Below are 22,510 nucleotides of genomic sequence, written 5' to 3' on the forward strand. Positions count from 1 at the left end.
TATTGTAGAATTCAACAGATAAAAAATAGACGATTGATGACCCAAAAATTAAACAAAAAAGACCGCCCAAAAGCAGTCTTTCTCAATATATTTTAAAAATCTTAAGCAATTACTCTTACCATTGCTTTTACTTGGATCAGTTTCTCCATCAATTCTTCTCTGGATTCTGCCAAAACATTGATGTGTCCCATTTTTCTTCCTGGCTTGGTCTCTGTTTTACCATAAAGGTGAATGTAGGTTTCCGGAAGCTTTAAAACGTCTTCCATTCCTTCATAAATTACTTTTCCTGAGAAACCTTCTGCTCCAACTAAATTCAGCATTCCGCTGTAAATAACGGCATCTGTATCTGCCAAAGGAAGATTTTTCACCACGCGATACATTTGTTCGAATTGCGAATTGGCATTTCCTTCCTGACTTTGATGTCCTGAATTATGAAGTCTCGGCGCGGTCTCATTAACCCAAATTTTTCCTTCTTTATCTAAAAATAATTCAATGGCAAAAAGTCCCGGAGAATTTACGGCATTCAGGAATTTCTCTGTAATTGAATCTATTTGATTTTCAATTTCTTCACTCAATAAAACCGGACAAATATTAAAGTCAAGCAAATTTAATTTAGGATCAGCAACCATTTCCGTTACAGGGAAAATTTGCGTTTCTCCGTTTTCGTTTTTGGCAACAATTACTGAAAGTTCCTTTTCAATATCAACTAATTTTTCAAGAACAGAATCCTTAATCCAAAGGTTCTTCATATCTTCATTCGTACGGATAACCTGTACTCCTTTTCCGTCGTAACCACCTGTATTCATTTTTTGTACAAAAGGAAGCGGCATTTTTATTTCGTCTGAACTTCCATCCATAATTTCAAAATCCGGACTTGGAATATTGTGTTCTTCGTAAAATTTCTTCTGAAGAATTTTCTGCTGAATAATCTTAATGATTTGAGAATTCGGAACCACTTTTATTCCTTGGTTTTCAAGCTCAGTCAATGCGTCTGCATTTACATGTTCAATTTCAATGGTTACAACATCTTTATCTTTCCCGAAATCAAGAACCGTTTCGTAATCATTAAAACTCCCTTGCGTAAAATGCGAAATATTATGACAAGGCGCATCTGCAGCCGGATCTAAAGTGTAAAATTCATCATCATACTTCAGTGCTTCCTGAATCAACATTCTACCGAGCTGTCCGCCTCCCAAAATTCCTATTTTCATTTTTACTTTTATTTTTTCTATTAGATTTAAAACTTTTATTAAATTTTATCAATTTTCAAATATCCCAATCCCATCGGATTTTCCTGATTCTCTACATCAGATTTAATTAAAACAATTGAATATTTTTTTTTCATTTTTTCAGGAAGAATATCGTTGACATTAAAAATATCATCAATATCAACACCGTGTTTATCGTCAATGTGACTTACGGCTCCTTCAAAACCCATTGTTTTATAAAAATCGGTCTGTTTTGCTTTTTTCACAATATCTGCCATTGAAGTTCCCACAATCAAATGTTGCTCATGAAATTCTTCAAAATAACCTTTCTTATAACCGCCTAAATTGATAAAATAGAGTTGATCTTCTGAAGTTTCTTCTCCTTTTTCTACGATCTTTACTTCAAAACCATCAGCAAATTTCACTTCCTGGTAACAGTCGAGATGAATTTTCCCGTCAGCTTCTTTCCAGAAATCTTTCATATCTGGAACCAGATTTTTGAGGCTTTCTGCAATCCCAAAGAAAACATCGTGTTGTTCTATATTTCTGCCTTTTGGTGTTGCACCGAGGATGATATAAAATAACTTCATTTTGAATTTTATTTTTGCAAAAATACGGCAAAAAATAATCTTGAGTTAATGTTTGCCTGAAAACCGCAATAGTTTTATATTTGTAGCATGTCGGAGATTATTATTCTTTTTCTTGGCGCTATCTCAGCCGGGCTTTTAGGTTCACTCACCGGTTTGGGAGGAGGAGTTATCATTATCCCTTTATTAACGCTTGGTTTCGGTGTTCCTATGCATTATGCCATTGGTGCTTCATTGATTTCGGTGATCGGAACTTCTTCCGGAGCAGCCGTTGCATTCGTAAAAGAAGGCTTTACCAATATGAGGATCGGAATGTTTTTGGAGATAGCAACTACTTCAGGAGCAATTATGGGAGCTTTGGTTTCCGGAATGCTGAATCCGAATACCATCGGGATCATCTTCGCAAGTATCCTTTTACTTACGGTAATTTTAAACCTTAAAGGAAAACCAGACCATCAGGAATCTTTAGTTAAAGGAAGTCTGGAAGATAAGCTGAAATTGTACGGAACGTTCCCCGATAAAGGTGTTGTGAAAAACTATGCCGCAAGAAATACGATTCCCGGATTTTTTATGATGATGTTTGCAGGAGCAATGTCCGGACTTTTAGGTATCGGTTCCGGTGCTTTAAAAGTATTAGCAATGGATAATATGATGAGGTTGCCTTTCAAAGTTTCTACAACGACCAGTAACTTTATGATCGGTGTAACTGCAGTTGCAAGTTCATTGATTTATTTCCAGAGAGGCGAAATTATTCCTGTCATTGTAGCACCTGTTTTGGTAGGTGTTGTGGTTGGAAGTTTTATAGGATCTAAGACTTTAATGGTTTCAAAAACAAAAAAACTGAAGACGTTTTTTGCCATTGTCATTACCATTCTTTCTATTTATATGATGTATAACGGTATAAGCAGCAATTTCAAATGAGAAAAGATTTTACAGATGTTGATCTTAACCGTTCGGTAGGAAATCTCCTTCGTTTGGGCGTTATTTTATCAGTTATTACCTCGCTGATTGGTTTTGTGAAACTTTTTATGGAAGGTTTTGAAATGCCAAAAAAATACAACCTTCTCAACATGGGTACTTCTTCAGATAAAGTCTGGAGCCATTTTTGGGAAACTCTTTGCAAAGGTGAAGGAATGGCGATTATTCAATTGGGAATTCTGATGCTTATTTTCACGCCTTTGATGAGAATTATTTTCGCACTAATCGGTTATCTTAAAGAAAAAGATTACGTGTATGTGATTATTTCTTCAATTGTTTTGGCAATTATGGCGATCAGCTTCTTTACGGGTTATGCGCATTAATAATAGATATTAGACTCTAGATTTCAGACTTACAACAGTAATTTAAGTCTTGAATCTGATATCTCAATTTAATTCTCATAAAATTCAAGAGGTAAATCATCCGGATCTTGCGTAAAGAAAAACTCTTTTCCGGTAAATTCATCAACTCGGATGTCTTCACAGTTTAATCCTTTTTGAATTAATTCGTTGCGTTTTTCATTAACATTTTCCACAGAAAAGGCAAGATGTCTTAGTCCACAAGATTCTGGTCTTGAAGGTCGTTGTGGAGGATTTGGAAAAGAAAATAATTCGATAACGTAATGTTCTCCAATAGCTAGATCCAGTTTATAAGATTGTCTTTCTTCTCGATACACTTCACGAATAATGTTTAAACCTAAAATTTCGGTATAAAACTTTTTTGAAACCTCGTAATCTGAGCAGATTATGGCGATATGATGAATTTTCATTTTTAAATTATTTATTACAGTTCGTTCTTCTTGTATCGATTAAATATTGAATTTTCCAGACGTTATTTTGTTTTACCAACTGAAAACTATTGGCTCCGCAATGTGAGAATTTTCCTTTGTAATAGAATTCATACGGCGTGAAAACGCTCGCAAGGTTTCCATCCATATGAATGGCTTCAAATCTAATCTTTTCGTCTGCATCATTCTTTGATAACTTAGAAAAAGAAGACAGAAAATTTTGTAGCTTTTCTGTTTTGATCTCGTTGTTTTTCGTGATTGTTTGTAAAATCGCTTCGTCAGCAAAAACAGATTTTATCATGATGGTGTCTGCGTTTTTCATCCCTATAAAAAGCTTTTCCACACTTTCTTTTACGGCATCATTTTCAGTTTTCTGTGCAAAACAGAACGAACTTAAAAACAACAAAACGATTAAAAATTTTCCCATACTATGAGTTTTAAACTTTAAAATTAAAAAAATATCTGGTTCATTACCGCTGTTTAAATTAAAACTGGCACGAAATTACCTGAAAATAACTTATTTTTATTTTATATCTTAAGAAATATGTGGGAAACTTACCTTGTTCTAAGTGCTTTATTGTTGATTTTAACCCTATTACCAAAAATACCGAGCTCGCATTGGATTTTTCGGTTTCCCGATTTTGGTAAAATTCAGATTACTTATTTTACAATCATCACTTTTGCATTAGGTTTTATCATCACAAAAACAGAATATTTCTGGTATCTGCAAGGTTTATTATTGGCAATGATCATTTATCACGGAATTACGCTGATTAAATATACTCCGCTTTATAAAGTTAAAAAGCATCCACAAACCGATCGATCTTCAAAGAAATATCATTTTATTTCCGCCAATGTTTATCAGTTTAACACCGATTTCAAAAAATTCATTGATCTCATCAACAAAAACAAGCCAGATATATTCCTGACAATGGAAAGCAACGCCGATTGGGAAAAAGCGCTACAGGTTTTAGAAAAAGATTATCCTTACCAACATAAAGTTACCCTTGAGAACACTTACGGAATGCATTTTTATTCTAAAATAAAAGTTGAAGGATCAAAAACACATTATTTTGTAGCGGATGATATTCCGAGTATTGAAGCACATTTAAAAACCGAAGATGGTTTTGAATTTGTATTTTTTGGAGTTCATCCTCCTCCTCCAAGTCCTACTGAAGAAGAAACTTCAAAAGAAAGAGACGGCGATATTCTCAGCGTTGCCAAAAGAGTCACCGAAATAAAAAAACCGGTGATCGTTGTGGGAGATTTCAATAATGTTGCTTGGTCTAAATCTTCTATTTTATTCAGAAAAACAAGTCATTTGATCGATCCCAGGGTCGGCCATGCTTTTGTATCTACTTTCCATGCAAAATACTGGCTTTTCAGATTTCCTATCGATCTGATGTTTCACAGTGAAGATATTTTCATTAAAGATTTAAAAACATTAGAAAATTTCGGTTCAGATCACCTTCCTATTTATTGTGAATTCTTTGTTGATCATCACAATGATGATCAGGAAGAACGAATAGAGCAAGCCGATCCGGAAGAAATTGCAGAAGCAGAAGAAATGATCGAAGAAGGAAAAGAAGAAGATGGCGAACGTGATGCTGTCGTAACTGAAGATTGATAATTAATTTTAAATTGAAAAAAATCTTATTGGATCTGTTTCTTTTTACTTCTAAGATAAATACTTCCTGTCAACATCACAAAGAGAACTCCAACGATGAATCCACCGATTACATCTGTAAACCAGTGTGCACCCAAATAAATACGCGAAACGGCTCCCAAAACGATCATCGCCGAGCAGATTATAGAGATCAATATTTTCCAGGATAATTTTAAAATATTTGAAGAAATAGCGATCACCATCAATGTTCCGAAAAAAGCAGTATAAAATAAAACATGACCGCTTGGAAAGCTTTGATAATGTGTTTCTTCAACAATTCTTACAAAATCTGTCGTAGGTCTCGGACGGTCGATCAATGTTTTTAAAACATAACTTACACCTCCAGACAAAAGACACGACAATACAAAAAGAGCTTCTTTGGTATATTTAAATATCAAGAAAATCAAAGAAAACATAACAACCATAATTGCTGCAACATAAACAGTTCCCAACCAACTGAAACCTTTCATCAAAACATCTAAAATAGCGTTTGGATCTTCCTGCAGTTCCTGAGAAACGAGAAGATCCCAAGACTTTGGAGAAGAATCAACCACATAAAAACTCAACAGGAGAAAAACAACGATAAAAAAAATAGAAAAACACAGAAAAAATGTTTTTCTTTTATCTTTGAGATAGGTTGAGAAATCACTCAAAAACTCATTTTTGAAACCCATATGATATGTTAAATTTGAATTGTTTTAATTAGATGGTCATTTGAGGCTGCAAATTTGATGCAAATTCTTTTACAGAAGGGAAATCTTTTTTCTATTTTAAAAAAAATAGAGGAATCTTTAACGCTACATCATATTAAATTCGTTCTTATTGAATATGAAAAAACAAATCGCAAAAGTAATAGGTTCAGGAATACTTGCCAGTTTTTTGGTAGGAACCATTTTTATGATTATATTTTTAATCATAATCGACATGCAAACTCCAGATTATTATGAAGATGGTAGACCGAAAATGAACTGTTTTGGTGGTTTACAATATGGAATCGCATTAGGAATTCAAATAGTAATAGCTTTTCTTAGTTTACCTGCCTTTTTAATTCTGTTCAAACAAATCAGAAAAAATAAATACTTTGTAATTCTGGCATTTTTCGTAGGCTATTTTCTTTATCTGTCTTTAATTTTGGCAAGTCTTTCAGAGTTTTCAGGTGAAGAATACTTTATTATTATTCCTTGGATTAACTTTTTAGTTTGGATTTTTTATTACTTTAAATTGAGAAAGATAATTAACAGAGATTAATAAAGCAAAAAAAGCGAACTAAAAGTCCGCTCCTATATTTTAAAAAGGCCAAAGATCTCGCCAATCCCATTCCCAATTGATTGTTCTGTTTCTTCCCCAAGTTTCAACAACTGAACCTTTATTGTAACTCACATTAAAATAGAGCAATAGCAGAAAACCAATCAATAAGCAAATTAGTAAAACTCTTTTCTTCTTTTTCATTCTAAAACTTCATCACATCCTTCACTACTCCATTTTTCTGAGTATGTTGAAGTAATTCTTGTTCGATAAAAGTTTTTATTTTTTCTTCTGAACCATCATTTGGAAACAGTAAATGAACATTTGCTCCTGCATCCAATGTAAAGAATAATGGTAAATCTGTTTCTCTTCTGAAATCCCAAATTTTATTGATTACTTCTAGAGTTCCTGTTTTCATTAAAATAAATGCAGGGTCACTCATCATCATCATCGCGTGAAGCGTTAATGCTTCGTGTTCTACCAATTTGATAAATCCTTGTAAATCCCCGCTTTTCAAGATCTCTTTCATAGGAACAAAGTTTTCTCTTGCTTCCTGAAATCTTCTTTCCGCATACGGATTGGTATTCATCAAACCATGACCAACCGTTGAAGAAACGCTTTTTACTCCTTCATGGATCAGCAAAACCCAATCATTAAAATCTTTGAAAATATCATGAATTTCAGAATTAGGATATTGTACTGCAAATAAGTCTGAACTCCCTGAAACCTCGTCCGATTCACCCCAAACAACTAATCCGTTGTAAAGACTTCTGCAAGCACTTCCGCTTCCTAATCTTGCTAAAAAAGATGCTTTCGTTAAGGATTCTTCATCAGAATTTTTTCCGGAAAAACTTTCATCCAATTTCATCAGACATTTTGCAATCGCACCAAAACCTGATGCTGAACTTGCAATTCCTGAACTGTGAGGAAATGTATTTTCTGTTTTTATGATATATTTTCCTTTTAAAATCCAAGGCAGGTACTGCTCGATATTTTTAAAATATTTTTCAATTTTTTCGGCAAACTTCACTTCTTCATTTCCTGCAAGAAAAGTCTGAACAGAAAATGGTTCGTTGGCTGAAAACTCTATTTCAGTATTTGTTTTGCAATGATTTAATGTAAAACTGATACTCGGATTTGCTGGAATCTGGTCTTTATACTTTCCCCAATATTTAATCAAAGCAATATTTGACGGACAGCTTTCTGAAACTGTTTGTGTATGTATATTAAATTCTTTTTTTCCTAAAAATTCTTGTGTTGTCATAGTTTATTTTTTTACCACAAAAGAGACAAAGTTTTTTTATTAAACACATTAGAACACATTAGTTTTATTAAGTTTAAAAACTTTGAAAACAAAAGTTCACATAAGAAAGAAAATCAAAGATTTTCAAAAGAACTTATGTGTTTAAAACTTTTATCACTTTTATCTTTGTTGTAGTTTAATACATTTCCTCAATAATATCGGCATATTTTTTCAGCACGATATTTCTTTTAATCTTCAAGGTTGGGGTTATTTCTCCTGTACCAATTTCAAATTCGGCAGGCATTAAAGTAAACTTTTTTACCTTTTCGAAGTCAGAAAGATGCTGTTGCAATTCATTGATTTTTTCTTTGTAAAAGTCGATTACTTCCTTCTTTTTTACAAGCTCTTCCCAATGGGTAAACGGAATATTGCTTTTCTTAAGATAATCGTTCAAAAACTCAAAATTCGGAACAATTAAAGCAGAGACAAACTGTTTTCCTTCAGCGATCAAAACAATCTGCTGGATGAAATTATTATTGGTCAACAAATTTTCGATCATTTGCGGGGCAATATATTTTCCATTGGAGGTTTTCATCAGATCTTTGATCCTATCAGTAATAAATAAATTACCTTTTTCGTCAAACCTTCCTGCATCACCAGTTTTAAACCAACCATCCTGAGTGAAAACTTTTTCGGTTTCTTCAGGCTTGTTATAATATCCTTTCATAATTCCGTTTCCTTTTGCCTGAATCTCGTCTTGTTCACCAATACGAATTTCAACGCCCGGTAAAGGTTTTCCACAGCTTCCGTGTTCAAAATTTGTGAACGGAAAAGCTGTTAAAGTTGCGGTAGTTTCCGTAAGGCCGTAACCAACGGTAAGATGAATGTTCACCGATTCGAAAAATTGGGTAACTTCCGGTGACAAAGAAGCGCCTCCACAAGGCATAAACCAAAGTCTACCTCCCATTTTTTCTTTAATTTTACTGTAAACCAGCAATTCTGCAAAGGTTTCTTTTATTTTTAAACCGAATGGAATTTGCTTTTCCGTTCTTCTTAATTCTCCGGTTTGTTTACCTACTTCTAAAGCCCAATTGAAGATTTTCTTTTTTAGTGACGAACCTTCTTCTGCTTTTTCTAAAACTCCAGCATACACTTTCTGAAAAAACCTCGGAACCGCGCACATCATCGTTGGCTTCACCTCTTCCAAAGCTTTGGCAATACTTTTCGGATCTTCTAAAAAATAAACTCTCGCTCCCCCATACAGACAAAGCAAACTCCAGCTTCTTTCGAAAACGTGGGTTAAAGGTAAAAACGCTAATGAAAGTTCTTCTTCGAAATTTTTAAATTTAAAAAATTCAAAATGCGCATCGAATGCTTTAGTGAAATTTCCATGCGTTAACATCACTCCTTTCGGCGCTCCTGTAGTTCCCGAAGTATAAATAATGGTGGCTAAATCATCATCATTTTTAGAAATAATTTCAAGTTCCGGAGAAGATTTTGAGATAAAATCTTCAAGATAAAAACTGTTGAATTCTTTCTTGATCCACACTGCTTTTTTAGAAACAATAATTGTTTTAAGCGGATTATCGTTGCTTTCTTTTTTCAAAATTTCAAGACAGCCATCATACTGCACCTGATCGCCTACCAAAACTACTTTGGCACCAGAATCTTGCAATATAAACTCTGCCTGTTCTGCATTGTTGGTAGAATAAATAGGCACTGTAATAGCACCGATCGACATCGCAGCCAGATCGAATATCATCCATTCTGCAGAATTATCTGCATAAATTGCCACTTTATCATTTTCCTCAACACCTGAATTTTTCAGCGCATTGGCGGTTTTAAAAACAATTTCACCAAATTTTTTCCAGCTCAATTCTTTCCAGCCTTCCTTTTTCTTGAAACCTACTGCCGATTTTAAAGGGTGCTTTTCTATATTTTTTTTAATAATTGCCTCTGCAAGATTCATTATTTTTTGTTCAGCTTTTTGTCGTTAATATAATTGTTGAGATGAAAATCGATGCTTTCTTGTACAGGAATAAATTTAAAACCTAATTTATCCTTAATTTTCTGATTAGAAATTACATTCAGAGAAGAAACCGCCTCAATATTTGATTGGGTAGCCATTTTCAGTTGAGGAAAGATCCATCCGAAAAGAAAGTTGGCTATTCTACCGATCTCCAAAGTACTTTTTGAAAGAATTTTCGCTTCTTTCAATCCTAATTTTGTTCTGATCTGTTTTCCAAGATCAGCGTATTTTTTATTTTCTGAAACGATAATAAAACGTTCTCCGAAATTACTATTTTCCATCAGCTTGATTGAGATTTCAGCTACATCTCTTACGTCAACATAACTTGTTCCGCCCGAGAAAGTAAAGCTGTTGTTCTCAAAAGTCGGGAAAATATCTCCGCTGCTTTTTCCCCAGTTTCCTGTTCCGATGATCATTCCGGGATTGATGATAATTGTATTTAATCCTTCTGCAGAAGCTCTCCAAATTTCCATTTCAGAAAGATGTTTTGAAATTGCATAAGCCGAATGTTCTTCTTTAGGATTAAAATCTGAATTTTCATCTAATTCACCTTTTTCATTCAATAAATCCAACACGGCAATCGAACTGACGTGAAGAAATTTTTCGACCGTAGAATTTTCACAGGCAAAAAGAAGATTCTCTGTAGCCTTGATGTTGGTATGATACATCTCTTTCTCATCTTTTGGATGAAAACTCACTTTTGCAGCACAGTGATAAACTTCAGTAACGCCTTCTAAGACATATTCAATAGAATTAATATCATCGAAATCAACATCTATCCATTCGATTTTATTGAAAAAATTGTCATGATCTCCGGTATAATACTGATAAGAATGTTTTACTTCATTGATGTTGCTTGAAGGTCTTTTTGCAGCACGCACTTTTTTACCTTTTTTCAAAAGTTCTAAAACAATGACTCTGCCTAAAATTCCTGTTGCTCCTGTTACAAAAACCATGAATTTAATTCTAATTGATGACCTTCTAAATTTAGTCGATTTTATTTTTATCAAGAATTGATTTGAGTTGAATTTCAACCGAAAAACAATTTGTGCAAATTTGCAACTTTTTCAGTCAAAACTCATTAGATTTTCATAATTATTCACATTATTTGAAGCCATAAAAAAAGGAAACCTACGTGCTAAGTTTCCTTTTTGATGCAAATTTGTTAAATATGAATTAACTACCAAATAACAACAAGCACATTTAAAACAATCAATAAAATTGTATTTCATTTAAATATAACAAAACACAAAATAAATATACTTATCAATTTGACAAAACCAATTTACAACAAAATAATTCACAATATTTAAAAATAAAGTATTTGGGAAAAATTTAACAATTTTTAAAACAGTTGTTTAGTTTACTATATTTAAAAAATCTTTCACCACTACTGCAAAATCAACAGGATTATCTGCCTGAACCCAGTGTGCGGCATTTTTGATTTTTACAAACTGAGCTTTCGGAAACTGCTGTTTGATAGAAAACTCATCCTGTGGCAAAATGTAATTTGATTTTTCACCTGCAATAAATAAAGTTTCACCCTGAAAAACTCCATACCTGATTGCATTGGAAACAAATTGATTGTATTTTTCTGCAAGCGTTTTCAGATTAAATCTCCAGTTCAATTTTTTGCTGTCACCAGATTCTTCCCAATACAAATTTTTAGCTAAAAACTGAATCGTAGATCTCTCAGGAATATATTGAGTTAAAACCGCTTCAACATCATTTCTAGAACTTACCGTATTAAAATCTACCGTTTCTAAAGCTTTGATAATTCCCTGGTGATGTGGCGGATAAGCTTTTGGAGAAATATCCACAACGATTAATTTTTCTACTTTTTCAGGATAATTGATGGCGAACTGCATCACCGCTTTTCCACCCAAAGAATGTCCTAAAACGTGAGCTTTTTCAATTCCGTAATGATTCATATAATTGGCAATATCATCTGCCAAATCATCATGCGACATCTCTTCAGAATGAAAGCTTCTGCCGTGATTCCTCAAATCAATTAAATGAACCGGTAAAAAATCTCCTAATTCTTTCCCGAAACTTCCCCAATTATCAAGCATTCCAAACAAACCGTGAAATACCAAAAGTGGTGTTGACGACAAATTTTCGCCAAATATTTTTGAATGTAAAATTTCCATAATTTTTAATTAAGATGTTAGAAATTAGATATTAGAAGTTAGTAAAACAGTCTACAATACTAACTTCTAATTTCTAACATCTAGTTTCTAATTCTACCATTTTGCTAATCTCTTCAAATACGACTGAACCGTATTTTCCATTCCCATATACAACGCTTCAGAAACCAAAGCATGACCAATAGAAACTTCTAAAAGATTCGGAATATTGTCTGCAAAATATTTTAAATTTTCTAAACTTAAATCGTGACCTGCATTAATTCCCAAACCAAATTCAGCAGCTTTTACAGCCGTTTCGTAATAAGGTTTTATGGCTTCTTCTTTATTAACGGTGTAATTTTTTGCATAAGCCTCTGTGTACAACTCGATTCTATCTGCTCCTGTTTGGGCAGCACTCTCCACCAATTCAGGATTCGGGTCAAGAAAAATAGAAGTACGAATTCCTACATTTTTAAACTCAGCGATAATTTCCTTTAAAAAATCAAGATGTTTTTTTGTATCCCATCCTGCATTTGAAGTAATGGCATCATCTGCATCAGGAACCAAAGTCACCTGTTCCGGCTTTACCTGAAGAACCATATCGATAAATTCGCGGTGAGGGTTTCCTTCAATATTATATTCAGTCGTTACCAAAGGCTTCAGATTATAAACATCTTTTCTGGTAATATGTCTTTCATCAGGTCTTGGATGAATAGTAATTCCGTGTGCACCAAATTCCTGAATTTTTATTGCAGCTTCTGTCACGCTTGGTGTTTCGCCTCCTCTAGCGTTTCTTAAAGTTGCAATTTTATTAATGTTTACACTTAGTTTTGTCATTGTATTATTGAAGTTTGAGGCTTAAAATGAGAATTTTAAATATATCAAATAAAACTCGAGATCTTACTTCCTCATTAATTAAAGTACAAAAATAAAAAAACCACTCGAAAATGGCTTTATAAAAGTTTTTTAATTTCCTGTGAGCACAAGTCTGGCTATAGTAAAATAATGTTTACCATAAGTAAGGTCAAAATCTAACAAAATAATTTAAAATATTTATTTTGGAAATCCGATTTGCATAATCTGAAGATCAAATTCTTTTGAGGCAACCAGTAAATGATCAAAAATATCTGCCTGAATCTGCTCAAAACGCTGCCAATTTGAATCATTGGTAAAACAATAAATTTCCATTGGAAGCCCTTGCGTAGTGATCTCTAACTGGCGAACCATTATTGTACTTTCCTTATCGATCTCAGCATCATTTTCTAAATATCTTTGGGCATAATGTCTAAAAACCCCAACATTAGTAAGCTGCCTTCCGTTAATCACCTTGTCTTTATGCTGTATTGATTCTTTTTCCTGATTGATCTCTGAGGTTTTATCATTGAGGTAATCGGATATAAGATTGATTTCTTTTAAACGTTCAATTTCTTCATTATTCAAAAATTTAAACGAATTGATATTAAAGAAAATAGATTTCTTAATTCTTCGGGTATTAGACTCAGACATTACCTGAAGATTTTTAATCTCAGTTGTCAACAGATCGTACGTTGGAATTGAAGAAATTGTTTTATCGAAATTAGCAATTTTTGTGGTTAACAAACTGATATCCAAAATATTTCCTTCAATATTATATTTAGGAATTCCAATCCAATCGCCTACCTTCAAGCTTTTTGAGGTAGCAACGTGAATTCCGGTCACAAAACCCAAGATTGTATCTCTGAAAACTAAGACCAAAACTGCCGTTATCGCTCCTAAACTTCCGACAATCGTAGTTCCTTTAATCCCAAAGACTACACAGATACTCACAATGGTAAATATAAAGATCCCTAAGATTTTTACCGTTTCGGAAATCGCATTAATTGCCATCACCTTATAATAATCTTGTTGTATGGTGAAATAGTTTCTGAATGCTGTTAAAGATCGATACAACATTCCCGCCAGAATCATAACCAATCCTAAATTGACCGATCTGATAATGAAAATGGTGGTCTGTTTTAATGCTCCTACAAAAATAGCTTCGTGCATAGAACCTACAATGGCCAAAGCTGTAAAATGTGCTACAGAATTGGTGATCTTAGACCGATAGATAGATTTTAAAACGGGAAATCTATTTTCATTTCTAAAAAAACGAAAGATATAATTGATGGTGATTTTAAAAATAAAATCCAACAACAAAAAAAGTGCGACAAGTAAACTTAGTTTAACAATGATATGAAGCACCCAATCTAGCCCTGTAGGAGCAATTTTACTTATACTAATATAAAGCTGCTCACTCAGTTCCTGAAAAAAACTCTTGGTATCTTTTATTTCGTCTTTCATTTATAACAAATTTAATAAAATTAAGATGTATCGCAACCCTAATCAAATAAGAGTTTTCAACAAAATTAAGCAAACATAAATAACAATTACATAAAAATAAATCAAAAACAAAATCAAATTAACAACAAAATCATTAATTTAGTAAACTAAACCATAAAAACTATATCTTATGAAAAACCTCAACTTATTATTGATCTTCATTATTCTATTATCACTTGGGTCGTGCCGATCAGATTCTGAAACTCCCACCGAAGTTAAAGTTGACAACACCATACAAACCGGTAAACTTTCAGGAAAAGTAATGTCCCAAAATGGTACCAAACCCATTGGAGGAGCATCAATTTTCACATTTGACGAAAAGTACAAGATCTATTACACCACTTCTGATGCAGACGGTAACTTTACTTTAGAAGCTCCGGCAGGAAATCAAACCATCCATATTCAAACCGGTAATGGTAGTAATTTCCGTACTCAAATTGCGACTACAGTAAAAAACAATGAAACAGTAACTCTGAATGCAGATCAAACAAAACTAAATCAGGTCGCAAAAATAGCCTATGTAAAAGGAAGCTATGATAAAATTGAAGACATTATTCAGTCCTTAGGTTATACTGCCACAGCAATTACCAATGTAGACTTGGCTAACATTAATACCATTGCTCAATATGATATTATTTTCCTGAATTGTGGCTCTAGAAATTACAACGCAAATCAATCACTTTATCCTGCCATTGATGCTAACTTGGCTATTTTTGTAGCAAATGGCGGAAGTATTTACGCATCAGACTGGGATGTTTCATATTTGGTAGGAGGAACAGATTATACTAGCAATTGCTCGCTTCCAGGAGGATTTGTTCCGGATACAAAATTATGTTCAAATAATACAGGAAACTCAGGGATCATTCCAGCAACAGTAAACAATGCAGGATTATCAACTGCTTTAGGATTTAACACTTTAAATATTGATTTTGATCTAGGTACATGGCAAAAAATCACCAACTACGACCCTACTTATTGGGAAGTTTTGGTTAAAGAAACCTCATCAAACAGTCCTTTGATGATCAGAACCAATCATTTTACCACAACAGGAATTCCAGCCACTCCAATTGGTAATGCTCCGAATTCTACATTTACAACTGTTTGTATTACACTTCCAGGAAACATTCAAATCAGCATTTCTGTTCCTACCATTACAGTTCCTTATTTGGTAGCTTTAGGTGCAACGGTAGGACCTTGTTCTGGATCTACAAACAGCGGATATATCTACTATACAAGTTTCCATAATCATGCTACAGGAAACATTGGAAATGCAGGAGTAATTTTACAATATGTAATTTTAAATCTTTAAAAATCGGCTTAAAAATTGATACCTAAAAAGTGGCTGCAAAGTCACTTTTTTTATTACAATAAATATGGATCATTCGTTAATTTCATTTTTAAGTATTATTTTACTTATTTTAGGAATCTTAGGAACTTTTTTACCAGTTTTGCCAGGGCTTGTTTTAAGTCTTGCCGGATTATTAATTTATAAATACGGAACAGATGCAGATCTTTCAGTCCTATACATTTGGGCCTTTGTGATTCTCACTCTTGCTTCTGTTGTTTTAAGTTATGTAATTCCTGCAAAAACCAACAGAAAATATGGCGGAACACGTTGGGGAAGTATTGGCTCTGTTGTCGGAACTATTGTTGGAATCTTTTTACCAATCCCTTTAGGTTTTTTGGTCGGAATGTTTGCCGGGGTTTTTATTGGTGAACTTCTGCACGACAGTAAAGACATGAACAAAGCATTAAAATCTACAAAAGGAGCTTTTATCGGTTTTATTTACGGAACAGGATTTAGTTTAGTTGTAGGAATTGCAATGCTTTTAGTTGTAATTTTAGACCTTATTAACGTCATATAATTTATAGAAATGTTTAAAAATATAATCGTAGGTTTAAGTGTTGTCAGCTTAGTAAACTGCAATGCGCAGAAAGAAAACACAAAACCAACTACAACCAAGCAAGAAGCTACCATTTTGAACGAAACACCTCTTAAAAAAGAAGGCAACATTATTTATTTGAATGAAGGCGAAAATAAATTTTTACCAGAATTTCAAATGAACGTTACTTTCAAAGGTATCGCAGAAGACAGCCGTTGTCCTGAAGGAACTCAATGCGTTTGGGCAGGAGTTGCCGTTGCAAATATTGAATTCATGAGCACCACAAGCAGACCCATGATTTTACAATTATCAACCGCAGAAGTTAAAGGTAAAGATTACCACAAAACGCAGTCATTTAACGGATATACGATTTCTTTAAAAGAAATTACACCTCGTCCAACAGCACAGAATGGTACAAAATCTCTTCCAGGGAAATATAAAATAGCAATTGAGATTACCAAAGATGATAGTCAAAACCAATCTACCATGAGATAATTTTCTTACTTCTTGAAGCCAGATATTCATTAATTTTCGAAAAAGGTTTGCTTCCATAAAAACCTCTGTATACAGAAAAAGGTGATGGATGTGCAGATTTTATAATAAAATGTTTAGCCGGATTAATCAATTCGGCTTTTTTTTGTGCAAAAGCTCCCCACAAAACGAAAACTACATTTTCTTTTTTATCTGAAATTTCTTTAATAATAAAATCAGTAAATTTTTCCCAACCTAAATCTTTATGAGAATTTGGAGAATGCGCACGAACGGTTAATGTCGCATTCAACAATAAAACACCCTGTTTCGCCCAATCGTCCAGTTCTTTTGAAATACGCTCTACTCCTACATCATCTTTTAACTCTGTAAAAATATTTTTAAGCGAAGGTGGTGCTTTTACCTGCTCTGAAACGGAAAAGCACAATCCATTTGCCTGAAAATCGTTATGATAAGGATCCTGGCCAATAATTACAACTTCCACATCTTCAAAAGCAGTTAAATCTAACGCTCTGAAGATTTGACTTTTTGGAGGAAAAACTTTTTCCGCTGCATATTCATGTTCTACTTTTTCCCAAAGTTGGGTAAAATATTCTGTGCTTTTTATTGGGGCTAAAATTTCTGTCCAGGTTGTCATTTTAATTTGAAAATTTGAGAATGAGTTAATTTGAAAATATATTTAAACATTGTAATTAATTCTTAATTCATGAAAATCGGGTCTTAAGAATTTAATCTTTTCATAAAACATTTCACTTTTAAAACTTTTAATTAATTTATCAAATGAATCCTCATCACTTTTTAAGTCAACAGCATTCAATACAATATTTTCGCTATAATATGAATAGCAATTAATAGAATCGAAATCTAATGTAAATCTAATTTCTATAGTTTCATCTGTGTCATCACTAAATTTAAAAGCACGCATAAACGATAAGGTTAAAAAGTTTTTATGATTCCTGTGTAAACTAATATACAATTCATCAAATGACAGTATAAATACTTCTTGAGGATACATCATTATAAAAATGTCTATCATTTTCACCTCTTTATAATGATAGACCATTGAATTAAAAACATCTTCCGCTGTAAATTCTTTTTTATGTTTAAATAACCCGAGGTAATTATTAACAGATTCTATCAATAAATCGGCAGCTTTATATAAATTTGAATACATAGTTATTTGCGTCTTAAAATAAAAACCAAATTCTCAGGAAAACCCTCATCAACCCTTCCCTCTTCCAAAGTAAATTGATGCTTTAAAAGTAATGATTTTGAGTTTTCATTAAATTTATTGGTGAACGCTAAAATTTCATTTAAATACAATTCATTAAAACCAAAATTCAAAACCGCTTTCAAAGTTTCAGACATAATTCCTTTTCTGTGATGATCAGGTAGTAATTCATAACCTACCTCAGCTTCCGTTCGGTCTTCAGAAAATCGGTATAAACAGATTGTTCCGATAAGATCTGTTTGATCTTTTAAAGAAATTCCCCAATAAAATGTTTCTTTGTTTTCTACTCTTTTTTTTATTGTCAAAATAAAATCCAGTGCGTCATAATTTGTTTTTGGCGAAATTCTTTTGACAAATTGATTGACTACTTCATTGCTTCGAATCTTTAAAATATCTTCTACATGACTTTCGTCGATTGATTTTAAAACTAATCTTTCGGTTTCTATTTTCATCTATTAAATGTAAGAAAACTTTCAACCATAAAAAGCACAAAAGTTTAAACACATTAGTTTATTTAAATTTAATACATATTGCTTTAGACGAACTCATCAGCTTTTGAAAGCTTTAAAAATCCTTAATTATTCAAGCCAATACTTTTGTGTCTTTTATGGTTTAAAATAAAAACACATTTTCAAATTCTCCAATTAATTCATTTTCAAATTAATTATCTTTGCACTGTGTATATAGATAAAGAAGATTTAGACGAATTAGAATTTCCGCAATTGCTCGCGGAAATTGCTCCTTTTGCATATTCTCCGAAAACGAGAGATAAAATCCTTGACCTTCGTCCGATGGAAATTGACGAAGCCGAAGTTTCATTAAAAAAAACTTCCGAATATTTATCGAGTTTTGAAAGTTCGAATGCGATTCCATTCAATGAATATGAAGATATTGAAACTGAACTAAAAGTAATGCTGATCGAAAATTATCGATTGGAAAATGTAGCTTTTATCAAAATAAAAACGTTAACGGAACAAATCGGGAAACTGCAAAAGTTTTTTCCAACCATGCCCGAAACTTTTCCTAATTTGATTCAGGATGTTTCTGCATTAGAATTTAGAAAAGAAATCATTGATAAAGTTGATAAAGTTTTTAACCGTTTTGGCGAAGTAAAAAGTGAAGCCTCACCGATCTTAAAAGAGTTGAGAACGCAAATTCAACATGCTAAAAAAGCAATTACAGAAAATTTCAACCGAGCTTTATTCAATTACGGTCAAAGTGAATTTTTGGATGATATTCGAGAAACGATCATTGATGACCAAAGAGTTTTGGCTGTAAAATCGGCATACAAAAAAAGAGTTGCAGGAAGAGTTTTAGGCCTTTCAAAAACAGGTTCTATCACTTACATGCAACCAGATTCTGTAGTAAAGCATTATTTTAAGCTAAAGGAAGACCAGGAAGAAGAGAAAAAGGAAATAGACAAAATTCTGAGAAAATTAACCGCAGAATTGGCAGAATTCCAACCTCAACTTTGGAGATACCAAATGTATATTTTCGATCTTGATTTAACGAGAGCTAAAGCCAAATTTGCAGAACTTGTTAACGGAGTTTTACCAAAAATAAACCGTCACAGAACATTAAAATTAAGAGAAGCTTTTCATCCTTTGTTGTTTTTGAGAAATAAAGCTGAAAACAAAACGATTTTCCCACAATCATTAAGTTTAACGGATCACAACAGAATTATCTGTATTTCCGGTCCTAATGCTGGAGGAAAATCTATTACGTTGAAAACTGTAGGATTGCTTCAATTAATGATTCAGAGCGGAATTTTAGTTCCGACACATCCAAAATCTGAGATGTTTTTCTTTGATAAGATCATGACCGATATTGGGGATAATCAATCTATTGAAAATCACCTTTCGACCTATTCTTCAAGATTAAAGAAAATGGGTGGAATCATTCGTGAAGCCGATGGAGAAACCCTTTTATTGATTGACGAATTTGGAACAGGTTCTGATCCTGAATTGGGTGGTGCTTTGGCTGAAAGTTTTCTGGAATTTTTCTATGATAAGAAAAGTTTTGCGATTATTACGACGCATTATACCAACATCAAACTGGTTGTGGAAGAACTTCCGAATGCGCAAAATGCAGCAATGCTCTTTAACGAAGAAACACTTGAACCGATGTATAAATTGGAAATCGGACAAGCTGGAAGTTCTTTTACTTTTGAAGTTGCTGAGAAGAATAAAATCCCAAGATTTATCATTCATTCTGCCAAGAAAAAGGTGGAACATGATATTGTGAATTTAGATAAAACGATTGTAAAGCTTCAACAGGAAAAATACGAAGTTGAAAAACTGAAAACCGATCTTGCCGAAAGAAAAGAATCGGTGGAAGACAAGCGTGATAATCTGCAAAAGCTAAACGAACAGCTACAACAAAAGCTATTTAATTTTCAGAAATTGTACGAAGATGAACATCGTAAACTACAGTTCGGAACTAAAATAGAAGGTTTTATTGACAGCTATGTAAAAGGTAAATCGAGGAAAGATGTGGTGAAAGATTTTGTGAAAATTCTGGAACAGGAAAAATTCAGAAAAATTGGAGCTGATAAAGATGAATCTAAACGACTTCAAGTGGTAAAAAGAAAAATTACCCAACAGCTGAAGAAAGAAGATGTCATCGAAAAAATTACGGAAACCAACGAAAAGATTGAGGAAAAACGTAAAGTAGACCGCGCTGTCTGGATGAAAGAAGGGCAGCGTGTGAGAATTACCGGAAGTACAAGTGTGGGAACGATTGAAAAAATATCGAGAAATAAAGTGACGGTAAACTACGGAACGTTTAAGACAATGATCGATGCTGACGAATTGGAAAGGATTTAATTTTGAATTAATTTTCAACGCAAAGATTATCCTCTACATTTAATATTTTAAGAAGCAAAGAGTTGCGAACAAGTCGCTTAAGCTTGAATACGCAGACGATCTATCAAATTATTTTATTGATTATTAATTTTAAATGACTGTAAAAACTCATATCACATTTAAGGATTTTCTGAATTTTAATATTAAAAATTCATTCCCAAGAATTATTATTTTCTCATTGATCATATTAGCCATTTTTGGGTTAAACTTTTCTAATGCTGAATATAATACGAAGGAAATTTTCAAATCTGCATCGATTTGGTTTGCTGCTGTTTTTATTTTTATCATCATCCGTTCTTATTTCCGTTTGAAAAATGCTTTTTACTCTAACAAGAAAATTCAGGAAGAGATCATTTACACTTTCACTGATGAAAAAGTTCAGACAAAAGGCGAAACATTTGATGGCGATTTTACATGGAATACAGTCCACAGAGTAAAAGAAACCAAAGACTGGTTTTTAGTTTATCAAAGTAAAACGACGATGAATATGATTCCGAAAAAATACTTTTCACAAAGTGAAATTATAGAATTAAGGAATATTATTGAAAAAAATAATGTGAAAGCAAGGCTTAGAAACGATTAAAAAATCATTTTAAAATAGAGCGCTGTAACTGGCGCTCTATTCTTTTTTATTTCTTAATAAATTTAAACCTTGAATGTTCTTTTTCCTTTAATACAATAAAATATATTCCTTTTACTAAATGACCGACTTTCACTGTTTTATTTTTAGTTTTCCCTTCGCTTAGCTTCTTCCCTACTGAATTATAGATTTCAAAATCTAAATCTGACGAAATTCCTGAAATATTTAAAACATCTGAGGTTGGATTTGGATAAATACCAATTTCTTTATTTTTATTAATTTCAGTTGTTGCAAGATTAGCTTCTGTTGATAAATACACATCATAATCTTCAACCTCACCATACCCAAAATTACCGCAACCGTTTGTAACAGCTGTATTTGAAAAAACAACTCTCATCGTAACAGCACAACTTATATTTCCGCCAACCGAAGCTAAAGACGGCACGCTAAAAGTATTTGTACTAACATTAGCCGAACTTGATGTAACATTCATAATTATTTCGCTTGGTTCGAAAGTTCCATTTGCATTAAAATCGATCCAAGCTGTTACAAAAGCCGCATTTGGATTGATCGCACCTATTTTGGTAGCAGAAATCATATTGTTTACGGAATCCCAATTTAAATAAACTTTACGAGCGGCATCCGGACGATAATCAGTGTATAAAGATGCTGCTGAATTGCTTATCATTTGCGATAAACCAGTTGAGGAAGGAGTAACTGTAACATTCGAAAGATGCATAAGACCTGAATTTGCTGACTCTGATGTACAATAATTGAGTTTTGTATTAAAAACCACTAAAGTTGACCACGCACCTTGATTAATATTGCAAATTTTAGCTACCTGAACTTCATACGCTGTGCACGGCATTAAACCATTCAAATTATAAAAATTTTGATTGGATACAATGATTGACGAAAACCATATAGGTAATCCGACTGGTCTATATCTTAAAGTATAATTTGAAGTATTTGGGTCATTTGCCCAACTCACTGTTGCTGCCGTATGTGTAATACTTGTCACAGTAACATTTGCCGGAGCCAATAGATCGCAGAAAAATTTAGGCATTGTTTTTTCAGGAATGCTTTTTCCCTGATAAAATGTAGTTCCTAATAAAAAGAGAAATAAATAGAGTAAATTTTTGATCATGTAATTAGAGGCTGTTTAAATTTTATTGAGTAATAATTTTATGGCAGATAATTTGACCATGTTTTCAGAACTTTCCATTAGAAGTTCAT

At 33.0% G+C, this 22,510-nt stretch carries 24 protein-coding genes; 9 read left to right on the top strand and 15 right to left on the bottom strand.

Annotated elements, in window-relative coordinates; translation table 11 throughout:
• Positions 1-101: 101 nt before the first annotated feature.
• Entirely contained in the window at positions 102-1,211 is a 1,110-nt protein-coding gene (locus tag AB671_RS11725; RefSeq protein WP_066676810.1) for a 5-(carboxyamino)imidazole ribonucleotide synthase, read from the bottom strand.
• A gap of 38 nt (positions 1,212-1,249) precedes the next feature.
• Positions 1,250-1,798: a DUF1543 domain-containing protein gene (locus tag AB671_RS11730; RefSeq protein WP_066676808.1), complete on the bottom strand. Its 549-nt coding sequence runs from the start codon at positions 1,796-1,798 to the stop codon at positions 1,250-1,252.
• Positions 1,799-1,885: 87 nt separating this feature from the next.
• On the opposite strand from AB671_RS11730, the gene AB671_RS11735 reads away from it, so the two are divergent.
• Positions 1,886-2,716: a sulfite exporter TauE/SafE family protein gene (locus AB671_RS11735; protein WP_066676806.1), complete on the top strand. Its 831-nt coding sequence runs from the start codon at positions 1,886-1,888 to the stop codon at positions 2,714-2,716.
• Positions 2,713-3,096 (top strand): DUF1634 domain-containing protein, encoded by a 384-nt coding sequence (locus AB671_RS11740; protein ID WP_066676804.1) that lies wholly within the window; start codon positions 2,713-2,715, stop codon positions 3,094-3,096. The genes AB671_RS11735 and AB671_RS11740 overlap by 4 nt, the downstream gene beginning before the upstream one ends.
• Positions 3,097-3,164: 68 nt before the next feature.
• Here the strand turns inward: AB671_RS11740 and AB671_RS11745 are convergent, their stop codons facing one another.
• Both AB671_RS11745 and AB671_RS11750 read right to left on the bottom strand, forming a co-directional pair.
• Entirely contained in the window at positions 3,165-3,542 is a 378-nt protein-coding gene (locus AB671_RS11745) for a VOC family protein (protein WP_066676802.1), read from the bottom strand.
• A 7-nt stretch (positions 3,543-3,549) separates the two neighbouring features.
• Positions 3,550-3,987, bottom strand: a complete 438-nt coding sequence (locus AB671_RS11750) for a nuclear transport factor 2 family protein (protein ID WP_066676800.1) — start codon at positions 3,985-3,987, stop codon at positions 3,550-3,552.
• 117 nt (positions 3,988-4,104) lie between these two features.
• Between AB671_RS11750 and AB671_RS11755 the strand changes: the two genes are divergently transcribed.
• Positions 4,105-5,187, top strand: coding sequence for an endonuclease/exonuclease/phosphatase family protein (locus AB671_RS11755; protein WP_066676798.1), 1,083 nt, complete (start codon positions 4,105-4,107; stop codon positions 5,185-5,187).
• A gap of 26 nt (positions 5,188-5,213) precedes the next feature.
• On the opposite strand, the gene AB671_RS11760 is transcribed toward AB671_RS11755, so the two are convergent.
• Positions 5,214-5,900 (bottom strand): phosphatase PAP2 family protein, encoded by a 687-nt coding sequence (locus AB671_RS11760; RefSeq protein WP_066676796.1) that lies wholly within the window; start codon positions 5,898-5,900, stop codon positions 5,214-5,216.
• Positions 5,901-6,054: 154 nt separating this feature from the next.
• Here AB671_RS11760 and AB671_RS11765 point away from each other — a divergent pair, with 154 nt between their 5' ends.
• On the top strand, positions 6,055-6,474 hold the full coding sequence (locus AB671_RS11765; RefSeq protein ID WP_066676794.1) for a hypothetical protein: 420 nt from the start codon (positions 6,055-6,057) through the stop codon (positions 6,472-6,474).
• Between the two features lie 202 nt (positions 6,475-6,676).
• Here AB671_RS11765 and AB671_RS11770 read toward each other — a convergent pair whose 3' ends face one another.
• The 6 genes from AB671_RS11770 to AB671_RS11795 form a co-directional block, all read right to left on the bottom strand.
• Positions 6,677-7,735 carry a diphosphomevalonate/mevalonate 3,5-bisphosphate decarboxylase family protein gene (locus AB671_RS11770; RefSeq protein WP_066676792.1) on the bottom strand — a complete coding sequence of 353 codons (1,059 nt, stop codon included), beginning with the start codon at positions 7,733-7,735 and terminating at the stop codon, positions 6,677-6,679.
• Between the two features lie 175 nt (positions 7,736-7,910).
• Positions 7,911-9,683 carry an AMP-dependent synthetase/ligase gene (locus AB671_RS11775; protein ID WP_066676787.1) on the bottom strand — a complete coding sequence of 591 codons (1,773 nt, stop codon included), beginning with the start codon at positions 9,681-9,683 and terminating at the stop codon, positions 7,911-7,913.
• Positions 9,683-10,699 (bottom strand): NAD-dependent epimerase/dehydratase family protein, encoded by a 1,017-nt coding sequence (locus AB671_RS11780; protein ID WP_066676785.1) that lies wholly within the window; start codon positions 10,697-10,699, stop codon positions 9,683-9,685. Before AB671_RS11780 ends, AB671_RS11775 begins: the two co-directional genes overlap by 1 nt.
• Before the next feature lie 402 nt (positions 10,700-11,101).
• Entirely contained in the window at positions 11,102-11,893 is a 792-nt protein-coding gene (locus tag AB671_RS11785; RefSeq protein WP_066676783.1) for an alpha/beta fold hydrolase, read from the bottom strand.
• A 93-nt stretch (positions 11,894-11,986) separates the two neighbouring features.
• Positions 11,987-12,706 (bottom strand): pyridoxine 5'-phosphate synthase, encoded by a 720-nt coding sequence (locus AB671_RS11790; RefSeq protein WP_066676781.1) that lies wholly within the window; start codon positions 12,704-12,706, stop codon positions 11,987-11,989.
• Between the two features lie 216 nt (positions 12,707-12,922).
• Positions 12,923-14,188 carry a mechanosensitive ion channel family protein gene (locus tag AB671_RS11795; RefSeq protein ID WP_066681323.1) on the bottom strand — a complete coding sequence of 422 codons (1,266 nt, stop codon included), beginning with the start codon at positions 14,186-14,188 and terminating at the stop codon, positions 12,923-12,925.
• 169 nt (positions 14,189-14,357) lie between these two features.
• On the opposite strand from AB671_RS11795, the gene AB671_RS11800 reads away from it, so the two are divergent.
• From AB671_RS11800 to AB671_RS11810, 3 genes are all read left to right on the top strand, one after another.
• On the top strand, positions 14,358-15,536 hold the full coding sequence (locus AB671_RS11800) for a carboxypeptidase regulatory-like domain-containing protein (protein ID WP_066681324.1): 1,179 nt from the start codon (positions 14,358-14,360) through the stop codon (positions 15,534-15,536).
• 64 nt (positions 15,537-15,600) lie between these two features.
• The gene (locus AB671_RS11805; RefSeq protein ID WP_066681326.1) at positions 15,601-16,092 is read left to right on the top strand and encodes a DUF456 domain-containing protein; all 492 of its coding nucleotides are present in this window, start codon (positions 15,601-15,603) and stop codon (positions 16,090-16,092) included.
• 9 nt (positions 16,093-16,101) lie between these two features.
• A complete protein-coding gene (locus AB671_RS11810; RefSeq protein WP_066681328.1) occupies positions 16,102-16,605 on the top strand; it encodes a hypothetical protein in 504 nt (167 codons plus the stop codon).
• Here the strand turns inward: AB671_RS11810 and AB671_RS11815 are convergent.
• The 3 genes from AB671_RS11815 to AB671_RS11825 are packed head-to-tail and all read right to left on the bottom strand — an operon-like array spanning position 16,592 to position 18,282.
• Positions 16,592-17,236, bottom strand: a complete 645-nt coding sequence (locus AB671_RS11815; protein WP_066681330.1) for a uracil-DNA glycosylase — start codon at positions 17,234-17,236, stop codon at positions 16,592-16,594. The genes AB671_RS11810 and AB671_RS11815 overlap by 14 nt on opposite strands.
• A 42-nt stretch (positions 17,237-17,278) precedes the next feature.
• Positions 17,279-17,773 (bottom strand): hypothetical protein, encoded by a 495-nt coding sequence (locus AB671_RS11820; RefSeq protein WP_066681331.1) that lies wholly within the window; start codon positions 17,771-17,773, stop codon positions 17,279-17,281.
• A 2-nt stretch (positions 17,774-17,775) separates the two neighbouring features.
• A complete protein-coding gene (locus AB671_RS11825; RefSeq protein ID WP_066681333.1) occupies positions 17,776-18,282 on the bottom strand; it encodes a GNAT family N-acetyltransferase in 507 nt (168 codons plus the stop codon).
• Positions 18,283-18,507: 225 nt separating this feature from the next.
• On the opposite strand from AB671_RS11825, the gene AB671_RS11830 reads away from it, so the two are divergent.
• Positions 18,508-20,655, top strand: a complete 2,148-nt coding sequence (locus AB671_RS11830; protein WP_066681335.1) for an endonuclease MutS2 — start codon at positions 18,508-18,510, stop codon at positions 20,653-20,655.
• A gap of 133 nt (positions 20,656-20,788) precedes the next feature.
• On the top strand, positions 20,789-21,277 hold the full coding sequence (locus AB671_RS11835; protein ID WP_066681337.1) for a YcxB family protein: 489 nt from the start codon (positions 20,789-20,791) through the stop codon (positions 21,275-21,277).
• Positions 21,278-21,323: 46 nt separating this feature from the next.
• Here AB671_RS11835 and AB671_RS11840 read toward each other — a convergent pair whose 3' ends face one another.
• Positions 21,324-22,421 carry a GEVED domain-containing protein gene (locus AB671_RS11840; protein ID WP_066681339.1) on the bottom strand — a complete coding sequence of 366 codons (1,098 nt, stop codon included), beginning with the start codon at positions 22,419-22,421 and terminating at the stop codon, positions 21,324-21,326.
• Between the last annotated feature and the right edge of the window lie 89 nt (positions 22,422-22,510).

This window comes from Chryseobacterium sp. BGARF1 (assembly GCF_001677955.1).
Taxonomy (GTDB): Bacteria; Bacteroidota; Bacteroidia; order Flavobacteriales; family Weeksellaceae; genus Chryseobacterium.

Excerpts from the sequence above, each read along its gene's own strand:
- AB671_RS11825 (WP_066681333.1), bottom strand. The coding sequence starts at position 18,282 with ATGAAAATAGAAACCGAAAGATTAGTTTTAAAATCAATCGACGAAAGT.
- AB671_RS11815 (WP_066681330.1), bottom strand. The coding sequence starts at position 17,236 with ATGACAACCTGGACAGAAATTTTAGCCCCAATAAAAAGCACAGAATAT.
- AB671_RS11790 (WP_066676781.1), bottom strand. The coding sequence starts at position 12,706 with ATGACAAAACTAAGTGTAAACATTAATAAAATTGCAACTTTAAGAAAC.
- AB671_RS11750 (WP_066676800.1), bottom strand. The coding sequence starts at position 3,987 with ATGGGAAAATTTTTAATCGTTTTGTTGTTTTTAAGTTCGTTCTGTTTT.
- AB671_RS11810 (WP_066681328.1), top strand. The coding sequence starts at position 16,102 with ATGTTTAAAAATATAATCGTAGGTTTAAGTGTTGTCAGCTTAGTAAAC.
- AB671_RS11795 (WP_066681323.1), bottom strand. The coding sequence starts at position 14,188 with ATGAAAGACGAAATAAAAGATACCAAGAGTTTTTTTCAGGAACTGAGT.
- AB671_RS11800 (WP_066681324.1), top strand. The coding sequence starts at position 14,358 with ATGAAAAACCTCAACTTATTATTGATCTTCATTATTCTATTATCACTT.
- AB671_RS11840 (WP_066681339.1), bottom strand. The coding sequence starts at position 22,421 with ATGATCAAAAATTTACTCTATTTATTTCTCTTTTTATTAGGAACTACA.
- AB671_RS11835 (WP_066681337.1), top strand. The coding sequence starts at position 20,789 with ATGACTGTAAAAACTCATATCACATTTAAGGATTTTCTGAATTTTAAT.
- AB671_RS11765 (WP_066676794.1), top strand. The coding sequence starts at position 6,055 with ATGAAAAAACAAATCGCAAAAGTAATAGGTTCAGGAATACTTGCCAGT.
- AB671_RS11770 (WP_066676792.1), bottom strand. The coding sequence starts at position 7,735 with ATGACAACACAAGAATTTTTAGGAAAAAAAGAATTTAATATACATACA.
- AB671_RS11740 (WP_066676804.1), top strand. The coding sequence starts at position 2,713 with ATGAGAAAAGATTTTACAGATGTTGATCTTAACCGTTCGGTAGGAAAT.
- AB671_RS11780 (WP_066676785.1), bottom strand. The coding sequence starts at position 10,699 with ATGGTTTTTGTAACAGGAGCAACAGGAATTTTAGGCAGAGTCATTGTT.
- AB671_RS11760 (WP_066676796.1), bottom strand. The coding sequence starts at position 5,900 with ATGGGTTTCAAAAATGAGTTTTTGAGTGATTTCTCAACCTATCTCAAA.
- AB671_RS11735 (WP_066676806.1), top strand. The coding sequence starts at position 1,886 with ATGTCGGAGATTATTATTCTTTTTCTTGGCGCTATCTCAGCCGGGCTT.
- AB671_RS11775 (WP_066676787.1), bottom strand. The coding sequence starts at position 9,683 with ATGAATCTTGCAGAGGCAATTATTAAAAAAAATATAGAAAAGCACCCT.
- AB671_RS11745 (WP_066676802.1), bottom strand. The coding sequence starts at position 3,542 with ATGAAAATTCATCATATCGCCATAATCTGCTCAGATTACGAGGTTTCA.
- AB671_RS11805 (WP_066681326.1), top strand. The coding sequence starts at position 15,601 with ATGGATCATTCGTTAATTTCATTTTTAAGTATTATTTTACTTATTTTA.
- AB671_RS11730 (WP_066676808.1), bottom strand. The coding sequence starts at position 1,798 with ATGAAGTTATTTTATATCATCCTCGGTGCAACACCAAAAGGCAGAAAT.
- AB671_RS11785 (WP_066676783.1), bottom strand. The coding sequence starts at position 11,893 with ATGGAAATTTTACATTCAAAAATATTTGGCGAAAATTTGTCGTCAACA.
- AB671_RS11755 (WP_066676798.1), top strand. The coding sequence starts at position 4,105 with ATGTGGGAAACTTACCTTGTTCTAAGTGCTTTATTGTTGATTTTAACC.
- AB671_RS11820 (WP_066681331.1), bottom strand. The coding sequence starts at position 17,773 with ATGTATTCAAATTTATATAAAGCTGCCGATTTATTGATAGAATCTGTT.
- AB671_RS11725 (WP_066676810.1), bottom strand. The coding sequence starts at position 1,211 with ATGAAAATAGGAATTTTGGGAGGCGGACAGCTCGGTAGAATGTTGATT.